This is a genomic window from Capsulimonas corticalis (genome assembly GCF_003574315.2).
Classification (GTDB): domain Bacteria; phylum Armatimonadota; class Armatimonadia; order Armatimonadales; family Capsulimonadaceae; genus Capsulimonas; species Capsulimonas corticalis.
This window is the reverse complement of the sequence record NZ_AP025739.1, coordinates 348,453-362,227: the sequence shown is the minus strand read 5'-3', so window position 1 is coordinate 362,227 and position 13,775 is coordinate 348,453. Positions and strand designations below refer to the sequence as shown.

At 59.5% G+C, this 13,775-nt stretch carries 7 protein-coding genes; 3 read left to right on the top strand and 4 right to left on the bottom strand.

Annotated features, from left to right (window positions below; all coding sequences use genetic code 11):
- Positions 1–111 precede the first annotated feature (111 nt).
- Positions 112–852 carry an endonuclease III domain-containing protein gene (locus tag D5261_RS01625; RefSeq protein ID WP_218025521.1) on the top strand — a complete coding sequence of 247 codons (741 nt, stop codon included), beginning with the start codon at positions 112–114 and terminating at the stop codon, positions 850–852.
- A 551-nt stretch (positions 853–1,403) separates the two neighbouring features.
- Positions 1,404–8,183 (top strand): carboxypeptidase regulatory-like domain-containing protein, encoded by a 6,780-nt coding sequence (locus D5261_RS01620; protein ID WP_165864009.1) that lies wholly within the window; start codon positions 1,404–1,406, stop codon positions 8,181–8,183.
- A gap of 200 nt (positions 8,184–8,383) precedes the next feature.
- On the opposite strand, the gene D5261_RS01615 is transcribed toward D5261_RS01620, so the two are convergent.
- From D5261_RS01615 to D5261_RS01605, 3 genes are all read right to left on the bottom strand, one after another.
- Positions 8,384–9,370: a bile acid:sodium symporter family protein gene (locus tag D5261_RS01615; RefSeq protein ID WP_119320210.1), complete on the bottom strand. Its 987-nt coding sequence runs from the start codon at positions 9,368–9,370 to the stop codon at positions 8,384–8,386.
- 50 nt (positions 9,371–9,420) lie between these two features.
- Entirely contained in the window at positions 9,421–9,858 is a 438-nt protein-coding gene (locus D5261_RS01610) for a hypothetical protein (protein ID WP_119320209.1), read from the bottom strand.
- Between the two features lie 500 nt (positions 9,859–10,358).
- Positions 10,359–11,378 carry a YeiH family protein gene (locus D5261_RS01605; RefSeq protein ID WP_218025520.1) on the bottom strand — a complete coding sequence of 340 codons (1,020 nt, stop codon included), beginning with the start codon at positions 11,376–11,378 and terminating at the stop codon, positions 10,359–10,361.
- A gap of 70 nt (positions 11,379–11,448) precedes the next feature.
- On the opposite strand from D5261_RS01605, the gene D5261_RS01600 reads away from it, so the two are divergent.
- Positions 11,449–12,336: a LysR family transcriptional regulator gene (locus D5261_RS01600; protein WP_119320207.1), complete on the top strand. Its 888-nt coding sequence runs from the start codon at positions 11,449–11,451 to the stop codon at positions 12,334–12,336.
- Here D5261_RS01600 and mgtE read toward each other — a convergent pair.
- Positions 12,333–13,709: a magnesium transporter gene (gene mgtE / locus D5261_RS01595; RefSeq protein WP_119320206.1), complete on the bottom strand. Its 1,377-nt coding sequence runs from the start codon at positions 13,707–13,709 to the stop codon at positions 12,333–12,335. The two genes, D5261_RS01600 and mgtE, sit on opposite strands and share 4 nt — an antisense overlap.
- Between the last annotated feature and the right edge of the window lie 66 nt (positions 13,710–13,775).

Below are 13,775 nucleotides of genomic sequence, written 5' to 3'. Positions count from 1 at the left end.
ACGATACCTGATATTCTTAGACATTACGCGCTCACCCCACGGAAATGGGTAAGAAGGCGATGACGAGCTTTCGCGGTTGTCGCATGATGTCGATGAGAGAGGCGGACGAAATTGTCTGTTATATTCACGCCGGAGCAGAACGAACTTCAGCGCAAGGCGCTGATCGCCCACGAACGTTTGTGCGCGCTTTACGGATGTCCGGTTCCTTACTTCCATCGGCTCGACCCCATGTCCGAGCTGGTTTCTTCGCTGTTGTCCCATCGAACTAAGAACGCCGATTCGGGAGCGGCGTTTCGCGAACTCCGCGCGCGGTTTCCGACCTGGGAAGACGTGCGGGACGCTCCGCTGGAGCAAGTGGAAGAGGCGATTGCGCGCTGCACGTGGCCGGAGCAGAAGGCGCCGCGCGTGCAGGAGATCTTGAGGCGCGTCACGGCCCTGCGCGGAGAACTGAACCTGGATTTTCTGGGCGATCTCCCCGCGCCGGAGGCGCGCGCATGGCTGGAGCAGCTGCCGGGCGTCGGCCCCAAGACGAGCGCCGCCGTGCTGCTGTTCAGCCCGCTGCACAAGGCTGTGCTTCCCGTGGACAGCCACCACTACCGGGTGGCGGTGCGCCTGGGATTGGTCAGTCCCACTGTTTCCGTGGGACCGGCGCATGCGATCCTTGCGTCGCTGCTGCCACCCGATTGGACCGCGCAGCAGGTCTACGATCACCACGAAGTCTATATGTTCCACGGACAGCGCTGCTGCTACCATGCGAGTCCCGATTGCGGACGCTGCCCGCTGCTGGACCTCTGCCCTTTCGGCCAGAAGCGCATGCGTCGCGCCGGCGAGAGCGTCTTCACGGAAGAATGAGCATAGGCGTCCAACTTTTCCCCTCAAATACACGATATTGGAATCGGCGGAAATTGAAGCTGTTTCCACTTCATGATGTCTATAAGCTTCGGTCTTTCACCGCCCAGCGGTCTCTTGGCTGCGGATGACGGGGATCGACGATCGACGGGAGCGAAGAACGGTTCCGGAAGCTGTGGGGGCAAATGCTACTTATTCGGCGAATTCGCGCGGCGCCAAATCCAGCCGAAACGATTCCCTTTGGTTCCCGTTAATATAATTACAAAAAAAACTTCGCGAGTCGCATGAATGTGTCTTTTATGCCATTGCGCCGGAAGTTGCATTGTGATATAATTACCGGGCCGGACGCTCATTAATGAACGGTTCATGATAGTTTGCGTAAATGCTTCCGGTGTTTCGCGGCTGAATCGCCTTCCATTTTCGAGCCTCCCAAACGCTGTTCGCCTGATTTCTCAGATCGTACGTTCCAGAATAGTTCTACCCTTGCGTTCCCGCCGCTCCTTTCCATTGCCGAATGTAGGCGCGGTTGGCGCATGATGCTACGGAGGTTACCGTTGAACGCTCGTTTCCGTCACCTGCGCATTGCGACGCTCTGCTCAATTTTTCTTGCCCTGATCCTCACGGGCATTTTGGCGGCGCTGTCGCCCCAGGCATCGATCGCACAGCGCGGCAACACCGCGAATGCGCTGGCCTTAAACGGCATGCTGAACGCCTCCTCGCTGGGCGGCTCGGCGGTTCAAACACCGCTGCGCTATCCCTATGTTCAGGACCCAATTCATGCCGCCTTCTCGCAAAGCAAGGCTTCGGCGAATGCGGCGTCTGCTCCGGTAACGATTTCCGAAGCCGTGCAAACATTCGATGTATTTGCGCCGTCTCCGGATTTTCAGCCGCTGGCCGGTCCGCTGACCCCCACGAACAAAACTCCGGTTTGGACAAGTGACGAGCAGTTCATCGTTTTTGCCTCCAATCGTCCTGGCGTCAACGGCGCGGATGGTCACTTCCATCTCTGGATTATCGATGCGGACGGCGGCGCGCCGGCGCAGCTGACGAACAGCGCGGGCGACGAGTTCTATCCTGTCCTCTCACCATCCAATAACCAGATTGCTTTTACGTCGGACGCGCAAACCCCTGGAACCCAGAACCTCTTCTACGCGCCCTTCTCTAAGAATCCCGCATCGCCGATTAACGTGGCGAGTCTGAATTCACCGACCGTTCGAACGATCCACGATCTCGCGACGGGTTTCTCCAATGTGGGACGCCCCGCCTGGTCCCCCAAGGAAGAGCGGCTGGCCTTCTCCGCACTGACGAATGTTGGGCCGGACGCTGGACATTCGCACGTTTACTATCTCTACGTAAAATCCGCAGGATATCTGGAGAACGGCGGAAACCCTAACCCTCCCGGCAAACTGACCTTCGGCAACGAAGAGGACAAGGATGTCGCGTGGTCGCCTGACGGCGCGTATCTGGTGTTTACGAGCAATGCGACGGGCTTTGGGAATACCGGCACTCCGTTCGATCCGAACACGGGCGCCACGCCTGTGGCGGCCATGGGAGTTAACGCGGACACGAGCACTCGTCTGTTCGCGCTGAACGCCGACACGGGAACGCTTCCGACCACCCTGGTGAGCTTGAATGGCGTCCTGACCCCGGGGCCGAACGACGGCGGCGCTGCATGGGCGGATGTCACATCGGTGAACCGCGGCTATGTCGCTTTCCACCGCGCCGTTCCGAATACGGGCGGCGGTGGCGGTATCCACTTCCAGATCTACTTCTGGCTGGCGGAAAACGCGAACGGCACGCTCAATCCATTTACGGATAATGATGCAACGGCGCAGGCGCTCAACACCAGCAATACTCAGAACAGCAATGACCTGTATCCAGCTTGGCCGCGACTGCTGAAGCGAACAGCCCTGACATACCAGTCGAACCGCAGCGTGACCTATCAAGATCCCGCGAACAACAATGCTCCGGTGGAAACCGCGATTACGCTGGTTCCCGGCGGCGGTGTTGGCGGCGTGGGCGTGGATTATGTCGGCATTCTCGAATCGGCCATCCAATATATCAACCCGCCGAAGCTGCTTCGGTTCAACGCCGGCGAGATCGTCCATATCAACGCGGGAGACAACTATATTGCTCCTACGGCGGGCGACCCGTCGGGATCCGCCAAGCGCCTGATTTCGCCTTCGACCCACGCGACCTTTACCGTTCGTTTGAGCGACCGGGAATCCGGCCTCGACGATAATAACGTCTACCTCCAGTTCAAGGATCCTGACAGCAAGTATCAGGATACGCGTCTGGGCGGCGTCGGTATGGAGCATAAGGTATTCACGCACGGGAATCTCGGAAATGTGAATAACCCGGGACTGGTGCAGTCCCTGGCGAATTTCGGTTTTGATCCATTCACTACGATTGGCGGCGCTATCGGCTATACAGGCGCCGCAGGCGTGGCGTTCGACGGAAATAACATCCTGGGCGTGGGCCACACGGACCTGACGCTCAATAACGGCGGCGCAAATGTCGCCGGGCCGACAAGGCTTCCGGGATATAACCCCGCTCAGTTCACGGCCTGGGGACAGGAGTTCGAGTGCCAGTATCTCAACGCGAATTACTATGCCGGTAACGCCAACCAGGCGGATCCCACGCCGCTGCAGTATGGCACCCCATTCTACCTTGCCGGCTTTGACGATCAGCAGCCGAACAGTGCGCCTACAGCGCGGCCGGAATGGCTCAAACTGACGCGTCTGCCCGCGAATAAGCAAGATTCGAATGGCGGCGTGCTGTATAGTACGACAACCGGCTGGAAGGTTCCGGCGTCACCCAGCGATTACTATATCGATGTGATTGCCTACGATAAGGCGAAGAACTGGCGGATTTTTGACAACGTCTGGGGATTCAATTCGCATCCGTTCGCCGGAAGCGCCGGAATTCTCGTTGTCAGCGACTATACGCTTGGCCAGAAGTTCGTCACCTCCGCGCAGGTGCAATCCGGCGCGTCGAACCTCTATCCGACCTTCTACGGCACGGAGTCCTACTATACGGATATCGACACCGACTTGCTTCCCAATTCCGCTCAAGTTGCGATCGCACTAAAGGGATATCCCAAGGTTACCGAGGCGGCAATTCCGCCAAGCGCAACCGCAACCCCCAGTAATCTGCAGGCGTATACGAGTTTTGAAGACGGCGATAGTACGGCGGATGTCGTACTGCGGTGGGGCGCTCCGACACCAACCCCAACGTCTTACTTGATCTTCCGCACTACGGTGAATGGCAATACATCTCTTCTGACCCAGCAATTAGCTGGCACGGCGACTCGCTTCGTCGATCGCTCCCTCAACGGCGGTGATCCCAAGAGCGGCACGGATTACATCTATTTTGTCTCTCCGCAGGGCAACGGCGGCGGGACCGCGCAGCTTGCCTTCAAGATGCCGGATATTACGGATCTGAAGAGCAACGGAGTGGTGGATATTCCGCTTGGCGGGCCAAGAGCAAATCTGTCGCAGTTTGACAATCCGCTTGCGGATCAGCCGCGCACCTTCCCGGCGGCGAAAAATGCGCTGGGTGTGAGCTCCTTTGGCGCGACACCGCCTGGAAATGGACCTAATGGTTCTCCGGCATATGACAATACGCTCTTCTATCAGGCCAACTCGGCGGCGATCGATTCGCAGAAATACGATATCTGGCGCATCCTGAGCCGTGGGCCGGTGAGCGACGCTGTTCTGACAAGCTACGCGTCCAATCCGACATTCCAGCCAGCCGTAAATGACAATGGCTTGAATGAGCCTGGCGCGAATTTCCCTGATGCTCGAAAGTGCGTTCTCTGGGTCGCGCCGTACGCCAACCAACTGGTGACCGGTCCCGGCACCATTCAGGATCCGGCGACACAGACACAACTGACGAACTTCGTCGCCGCCGGCGGCCGCCTGTTCGTTTCGGGTGCGCATATCGGCTCGGCGATTACCACGAACGGCGCCGCCAGCAATACGCCGACTGACTTCATCGGCTCAGTTCTTGGAGCAAAGTACACGGGGCAGACGACAATTGACCTGGTGCTCCCATTCCTGAACCCCGCCGGAGCGACAGGCAATCGGCTCACCTTCGATCCGTACTTCAACCAGAATACGAACATCGGCGCTTATACGTTTGATTTCATCTATACCACGGATGATAACCGGCCGTATCAGTATTCGCCGCCGTCCGCGCATCCGATGATTATTGCTAATAACGACGGCCAAGCATTCGATGCCGGTGTCCGTGCCAACTGGCGAAATGACGGTTCGCTCGACCAGTTTGGACAATTCGTGGAGCAATATGGCCTGCGTATCTTCAGCGGCGATGTCGATACGGTCCAGGCGCTGCCCGGGATGCATAACGATATTACGTATTCTGGAAATGCAGGGTTAATCTATCACGAGGACACTGCCGGGAACGGCGGGCGTGTGATTTACGCTCCGTTCGGCTTGGAAGGCATCGGTATGGAATATTACCGTGTTACCAAGGGGCAGGACTTCTATCTCCCGTACAACATGCGTCCGAACCTGGTTCATAACGTCGTTACTTACCTGCGCTCAGGGACGGTCAACGGTCAGGTGACGGATTCGAGAAATGGCGGCACTGGCGTTGGGGACGCGATCGTCTACCTGCTTCCCAATGGCCCGACCGCGATTCCGGGCATGCCTACGGGACGCACTGTCTATAGTGGAAAGACCGATCCGAAAGGAAACTATTCCATCGATGGCGTCGAAACTGGCGCTTACATCGCGGTTGCTTACAAGTCTGGGTACTCGCGAGGCACCTCATCGCTGGCCTATGGAGTTGAGGCGCTGCAAACAACGCCGATTACTGTGTCCATCGCCAAACTGGACAATGGCTCCATTACCGGTCATGTCAAGTATCAGGACGGGGCGCCCGCGAACAACGCCACAGTTAGCTTCACGGCTCCGGATGGAACCCTCGTAACGGGCAGCACGGATACAACCGGCCTTTACACGATCAGCGCTCCGAGCGCTGCCGATCCTGGACTGACGTATACGAACGGTATCGCGACGAAGACGGGAGCGACAACGAACCCGCCGGTTTCTGTCACGGTGGCGAGCGGAAAATCGGTCACTCAGGACTTCGTGCTGCCTCCCGTTCCGAGCTTCTTTACGGGCACGGTCACGGATGCGACAACTCATCAGCCGCTCCAAGGCGTCACGGTGGCCTTCACCGTCTCCGGAGGAACAACGGTAGCGGGAACCACGACGACGGCGGCGGACGGCACATACACGTCGCCCAATCTGCCGTCGGGCGATTACGACATTACCGCGACCCTCGCTCCCGACTATCTGATCGGAACGGCGCTCGCCGTTCACGCTCAGGAAGGGGAAACGACCACGCAGGACTTTGCGCTGACCAAGGCCTCTCCCGGCAGCCTTTCTGGTGTCGTTAAGTATGCTGACGGACGCACGGTTGCCGGCGCCAAGGTCGTCTTCACTCCCACTCCCAGTGGGACGGCGCTGACGACGACGACGGACTCGAACGGACACTACTCGATCGCTTCGGTCCCGAGCGGAACGGACCCTGGCAAGTCGTACAGCGCTCAGTCGAGCAAGGGGCATTCCTCGTCGCCAGTCCTGACGACGATCGTCCCGAGCGGTCAGGCTGTGGTGCAGAACTTCACGATGCCGATTCCTCCTGGAAACTTCTTCGGCAAGATCTCTGAATACGGCACCACCAATCCGCTGGTCGGAGCGACGGTAACCTTTACCCCGGCATCGGGTCCTTCGGTGCAGGTCCTAACCGATGTCAATGGAGGTTACAACTCGGGTAATCTGGTGGCTGGAACCTATACCATTACGGCAAGCGATGCGCCGGATTATGAACCTACCGCCATCACCGGGATTGTTCTGGCGGAAGACGCCACCGTCGGAAAGAATATCGGACTGAAGAAGGTGGTCGGCGCGCACATCAGCGGCGTCGTCAGGAGCCCGAGCGGAGTGCCGGTTCCCGCCGCGACAATTACCTTCGTGGCGCCTGGGAAGGCTCCGCTTACCACAACAACCGACCTGACCGGCGCTTACGTGATCACGAACTTGCCGACGGTTTCCGATCCTGGACTGCAATACACTGGAACGGCGACGAAGGGAGCCGCAACGTCGGCTTCGGCGACGGTGACGGTGACGAGCGGCGCAGTTCTCAAGCAGAACTTCACGCTGGAGCCGCCGCAGGGAACATTCACCGGCACGGTCACGGATGCGGCCACGAACAAGCCTCTATTCGGCGCGACGGTGACCTTCACGCCGCTGCAAGGCGCCGACCGGACGCCGGCCACCGCGACAACCGCTGTGGATGGAACCTACACATCGCCGGCGCTGAACTTCGGCAACTATCAGGTCGTGGCGACTCTGGCGCCCAAATACCTGCCGCAGACCGTCTCGCCCGTCTACCTGGCGGACAGCGTGACGACGACGCAGAACCTGAAGCTCACGAAGGCTCCGAACGGCGTAATTGGCGGTCTTGTCACATTCGCCAACGCTCCGTCTGGAACGGGACCCGTCGGCGGCGCGACCGTCACGATCACGCCGTCCGATGGCTCGACGCCGATCACTGTCAACACCAGCGCTTCGGTGACCACCGGGGCGAATGGATCGGTGAACTATCAGGCGAGCGTCTCGCCCGGAGGCTACACGGTCACCGTCAGCAAGGCGGGATATGTCAGCAGCTCTTCGGTCACCGTTACGCTGGCTTCGAGTGGCTTCCAGCGAGCGAACCTGACATTCGATCCGATCGCGACGATCCCGGCCGGCGTCCGGATGATCTCCGCGCCGTACGACTACTCAAACGTCAGTCTGGATGCGCTGCTCGGTGTTGGACAGCCGGCGGGCTCGGTGCGGATCGCCATCTGGCAGCCGCTCCTGCTCAACTACGTGCTCAACCCGACGGCTCCGGCCGACGCTCTGCATATCGGTTACGGCTACTGGGTCAAGCTGGCGGCGAATACGAACATCTACAATACGGGAGTAGCTCCCACGGCGGCTTCGGTCTCCGTTCCGCTGCACAAGTATTGGAACCAGATCGGCGTGCCGAGCACGACATCGATTAACGTCTCCGATCTGACGTTCACGGCGTCGGACGGCTCGTCGCTGACCTTCGCTCAGGCGTCCGCGCCCGATCGGAACATCGTCGACAAGACCCTGTACTCCTACGATACGGCAAGCAACGCTTACGTACCGGTTACGGCGGGCGGAACGCTCACCCCGTGGCAGGGATACTGGATCAAGGTCTACAAAGACACGACGGTGACGATCCCGACGAACGCGACAGCGGTGACCGGCGCGTTCACTCGCCGACACTAAACACAAGCGCTCACGCGCAAAAAGCCCCGCCGGTTATCCGGTGGGGCTCTTTTTTTGTCATGGGTATATGGGTCCGAAGGAGACGTTCGCCCATAACGCTCCAAGCGCGTTTAACCGCCAGTTCTTCTTTCTTTTCCACCATCCCATTAAAACAATAAATGCGTTGGTGGGATGGTGTTGGGTCTGGGTCGGCGCTTCGTTTAGGGGATTTGTTCTGTTTCGCGCTTTGCCCATTTGCTGGCGAGCGCGCCGCAAATCACAAGCTGGAGTGGGTGGTAGATCATGATCGGCAGCAAGATGATGCTGAGACCCGGGTGGGCGCCGAAGATCAGACGGGCCATCGGAACTCCGGAGGCGAGGGTCTTCTTGGAGCCGCAGAAGACCGCCGCCGTGCGGTCCTTGGAGGGAAACCCTAAAGCGTCGCAGGTTGCGCTAACGATCGTCAGGACGACGAAGAAAAGGATAGCTGTCCCGGCGAGCGTGGCGATCAAGACGCCCACGCCATGGCCGGACCAAACGCCGGTCTTCATCGAGTCGCAGAACGATGTGTAGACGAGCAGGAGGATAGTGCATCGGTCGACCGTGCTGATGAATTTCTTGTGCCCCTTCGCCCACTCGGCGAGTAGCGGGCGGCAGAGCTGACCGATCACGAGCGGCAGCACAAGCCACTCTAAAAGATCCAGAATGACCTTTCCGAACGGCATTGCCTGTCCGCCGCTCTTCATGACCAGCGCGATCCACATGGGGGTCAGGAAGACGCCAAGGAGACTGGAGAGGGTCGCGTTAAACACGGCCGCCGGCACATTGCCCCGCGCCGCCGCCGTCATCGCCACCGATGACGAGACCGTGGACGGAAGCGCGCAGAGATAGAAGAATCCCAGGCGAAGGTCGGGCGAGAGGCGCGGCCCGATCAGCCAGAGCGCCAGCAGTCCGAGGATTGGGAAGAGAAGAAACGTCGCCGCCTGGACCACGAGATGCAGTTTCCATTGCAGCATGCCCGACTTGAGCGACGCAAACGACAGCGAGACTCCGTTAAGAAAAAAGATCAGCGCGATTCCCAGCTTTGTCAGCAGCTCCGGATGAAGACTGCCCCCGGCGGCGCCGGGATCGGGCAGGAGATAAGCGAGGCCCACGGCGGCGGCCATGCCGACGAGGAACCAGTCAATGCGAAACGAACGAAGAGGCATTCTGAGCTTTCTGTCTAGGTATTCGTCTATTGATTATACCTGGACGATTCCTAGCGCCGCGTCGAAGCTATCCTTCTACAGCGACTCAATAATCCAATGCCGGAGACGAAAAGTGCGAGCGTCCATATCAACGGAATACTGAATGGCAACAGTAACTTCGCTGCTTCATGGCTGGGATATGCTTTAACGTTGATGACCATAATCATCCCTACCAAGAGAGGCGCAATGAAACTCGCCGCCATGGCCTTTCGTTCTTGAGATTCGTGAGAGAAGATACACGCGGCGGTGGAGCATCCTCCCAATATCGCGCCTATCAATCCATACGTCGTCACTTGGGCAGATGCATGGACCAAATCCACCAATGAATCCGTCATGCAGTTGCTTTCTGATGGTGGAATATAGGGCGGATCGGATTGCGCCAAGAATTTCATGAGCAACGATAGCGTAAACGCCGCTTGAAGCGCGCCCCAAATCGTTTTTCGCATCATCGGTTCTCTCCTAACCTTTCGTCAATGACAAGTACGATCTCCATCAGGATCGCCTGCGTCGGAGAAGGACCCACCAAAGCTTTGCCGAGCAAACCGCTTAAATCCGGAAGAAAACAGTACGATGGACCATATTAAGGGAGCGCTAAAGAGTATTAATATCTTTTGCGAATCATGCCTGGCATACGATACGCCAATGAACGCTATCATTACAGCTGCTGAGAGGAGCGTAACAAAACTTGCTATACTCGCCTTTCGGTGCTCAGCTTTATTTGCGAAAATCGATGCGGCAGTAGATCCCCCGCCCAGGATAACGCCTAGGATTGACGAAAGCGCAATCAGGCTAAGTTCAGCAAAAGCCTCGCTCAGGCAATCGCTATTGGGCAATGGGGGACGCGGCGAATTAAAGGGAGCCAGGATGCCCGTCAGAAACATCATTGTCATCGCTCCCGAAAGCGCGCCGTCAATCATTTTTCGCAGCATTGTCTTTCTCTGATCTTTCGTCAATAGAAAAGCCGGACCAGCAGGTAGCTGAAGGCGGAGATAAAGAGCCATGCGCCTGCGCCGAGGAGCATGGGGCGGGCGCCGGCCCGTTTCAGTTTGGCGAAGCTTGTTTCCAGGCCCATGGCGGCGAGTGAGAGCGCCAGCAGAAACTGGTTGGCGGCGATTAATGTTGTTTTGATCTCCATCGGGATGATGTTCCATGTGTTGACGCCGATCATCGCGACAAAACCGAGTACGAACCATGGGATGGGAATGCTGCGTGGGTTTAACTTCGCGCCTGCTGCGTTTCGGCGAGCGTCGATAACGCCGAGCGCGAGCACCATGGGCGCCAGCAGCATGACGCGGGCCAGTTTGCTGATCGTTCCGAACTGGCCGCTGACGGCGCCGTCTTGAAAGGCCGCCGCGATGACCTGTGCGACTTCGTGGATCGACGCGCCTGTCCAGAGACCGAACGCCATTGGCGTCAAATGCAGGAGACGGGGCAGCAGTGGGTAAACGAACATCGAGACCGATCCAAAGACGGTAACGACCGCGACGCCATAGGCGACATCTTCATCCCGTCCTCGGGTGACGACGTTGGCGGCAATCACCGCGGAAGCGCCGCAGATCGAACTGCCGGCCGCGATCAATTGTGTCAGTTTGCGCTCGACTCCCAATCTCGCGCCGAGCCAGACGGTAAACAGAAACGTCCCCAGTAAACTTCCCGCCACAACCGCCATCCCGCGCACGCCGATCTGGCCGACTTGCGTGAAGCTAAGCTGCAATCCCAGCAGAATGATCGCCAGGCGCAGGACGCGCTTCAGGCTGAACTGGATTCCTGGTCGCCATGCTTCCGGAATCGCGACGGTATTCCCAACCGCCATCCCCAGAACGATCGAAAGTATCAGAGCGCTGAAGATCCCGACTCTGGGAAGCGCGTGCAGGCCGATGGCGGCCAGCGCCACGGCGGCGGCGAGAACCATTCCCCAGAGCGCGCTGTCACGCATTCGTCGATGCGGTCGATCAAGTGTTGTTTCCATGCACCTATCGTACCGGTTCTACAGGCATAATACAAATACATAGTTTCTATGGTATACATAGATTAAAGTTATGAATATCAATCACCTTGCGATCTTTCACGCGGTAGCGCAGGAGGGTGGGATAGGACGCGGCGCGGAGCGTCTGCACATCAGCCAGCCCGCCGTTTCCAAGCAGCTTCAGGAACTGGAGCGCAGTCTGGGCGCGCCGCTCTTCGACCGTCTGCCGCGCGGCGTGCGTCTGACCGGAGCGGGCGTCATTCTGGCGGATTACGCGCGGCGACTGTTCGCGCTGGAGGCGGAAGCGGAGGAGGCGCTGGCCGACCTGCGCGGCCTGGAGCGCGGGACGCTGGCGGTGGGCGCCAGCATGACGATTGGCAGTTATCTGCTGCCGGAGGTGCTGGCCCGCTTCCATCGGCGTTATCCCGGCATTGTCGTGAATTTGGAGATCGCCAATACGGAAGAAATTCAGCAGCGTCTTCTGGAAGGCGCAATGGATTTGGGGTTTACGGAGGGGTTTGCCGAAGAGGATGACTTGGAAGCGACCGTCTTCGCCAAAGACGCCATGGTCGTGATTGCGCCGCCCAACCATCCCATTCGCGCGGAAGTGCCTGTGTCCGCCGAACGGCTCTGCCGCGAGCCGTTTGTCGTTCGGGAAGAGGGCTCGGGAACGCGCGCCGTGATCGCGCGCGCCTTTGAAGAACGAGGCTTGACGATCCGCCCCGCGATGTCGCTTGGCAACATTGAGGCGATCAAGCGCGCCGTCGCGGCCGGCGTCGGCCTAGCGGTCGTCTCGTCGCTGACGATCGCGCTGGAGCTGGAGACCCATCGCGTGGCGGTCGTACCGGTCAGCGATCTCGCTTTCACGCGGCCTTTGCACCGGTTTGTGCGCCGTGGCCGCCACCAGAGCCGCGCGGCCAAGGCGCTGGTGGCGGAGCTAGGGGGTGAGGCCCTCCTCTAGTGCAGCCAGCGCAGCAGTGTGGAGGCGAGGCTCAGGAAGATGCTGATGCCGACGACGTCCTGGAAGGCGGTCTCGAAGGGACCGGCGGTGAGGGCGGGGTCGAAGCCGGCGCGCTTGGAGAGCAGCGGAACGACGGTGCCGACAATGCCCGCGATGTTGACCGAGGCGAACATCCCCAGGAAGACCACGAAGCCGAACGCCCAGTGACGATCCCAGATCCCGCCGATGACCCCGAGAGTGACGGCGCAGGCGGCGCCCAGAATGACCGTGGTGGCCATCTGGCGTGTGACGGCCTGACGCCAGTTCTCCAGCTGCACTTGCCCGGAGGAAAGGCCGCGAATGATGATTGCGGCCGACTGAAGGCCGGTATTGCCGCTGATCGCCGAGATGATCGGCATGAACGAGGCCAGCAGGATGAACTTGGTCAGCGTGGCGTCGAACACATGGATTACCACGCCGGCGAGCAGTTCGATGAACATCGTCGCCATGATCCACGGCATGCGCAGCAGCGCGATCTGCACCGGGCTTTTGCGCTCCAGCTCCTCAGCGTCGGAACCGACCGAGCGCAGATAGTCCTCGTCGAACTCCTCCACCAGAACGTCGATGGTGTCGTCGATCGTCACGATGCCCAGCATCTGGCCGTTCTCATTGGTGACGGGCAGGGTCAGGATATCGTAACGCGAGATCAGAATCGCGGCGTCCTGCTGCTCCTTTTCCGGAGCGATGCTGATCGGATCGGGCGTCATGAAATCGCGGATCGTTTGCTCGGGCGTCGCGGTCAGCACGCGGCGGATCGGCGAGACGCCCAGCAGTTTGCGGCTGGGATCGAGCACGTAAATGTCATTGACCGTTTCCAGCATGTCGGCGTTGGCGCGCAGATAATCCAGAACCTGGGCGGCGGTGGAGGACGGCGCGACCCAGGCGAACTTGTCCGTCATCAAACGGCCGGCGGAGTACTCGGGATAGGCGAGCAGGCGGCGCACTTCGGCGGCGTCTTCAGGCGCACGCTTGCTGAGATCCGCCAGCAGCGTCTCGGCCTGCGCGGGATCGGCCTCGGAGATGACTTCGGCGGCGTCATCCATCGGCAGGTGGTCCAGCAGCTCGGCGATGCGGCCCGGCGGAGCGTTGCCCGTCAGAAATCGGACGGTTTCCGAATCCAGTTCATCCAAAACTTCGGCGGCGCGTGGGTTGTCGAGCCAGTTGAAAACGGCGAGCGCTTCCGGGTTCGACATCTCCGACATGGCCTGGACGATTTCGGCGGGGTGGCGGCCGGTCAGCGCGGCGGTCATGCGGATGTCGCCGCCGGAGCCCAGCGGCTTGCTGAGGGCGGCTTTCAGGATCGTGCTAAGATCGTTGCGGGTTTTCTGAGACATGGTTGTCCTCTTCCTCGTGGCGGGCGCGGGGGCGCGCCGTGGTGACGGTCGAAGAGGCGTGGCGGT

Coding starts and splice junctions, on each gene's coding strand:
- mgtE (WP_119320206.1), bottom strand. CDS start 13,709: ATGTCTCAGAAAACCCGCAACGATCTTAGCACGATCCTGAAAGCCGCC.
- D5261_RS01605 (WP_218025520.1), bottom strand. CDS start 11,378: ATGGAAACAACACTTGATCGACCGCATCGACGAATGCGTGACAGCGCG.
- D5261_RS01615 (WP_119320210.1), bottom strand. CDS start 9,370: ATGCCTCTTCGTTCGTTTCGCATTGACTGGTTCCTCGTCGGCATGGCC.
- D5261_RS01600 (WP_119320207.1), top strand. CDS start 11,449: ATGAATATCAATCACCTTGCGATCTTTCACGCGGTAGCGCAGGAGGGT.
- D5261_RS01610 (WP_119320209.1), bottom strand. CDS start 9,858: ATGATGCGAAAAACGATTTGGGGCGCGCTTCAAGCGGCGTTTACGCTA.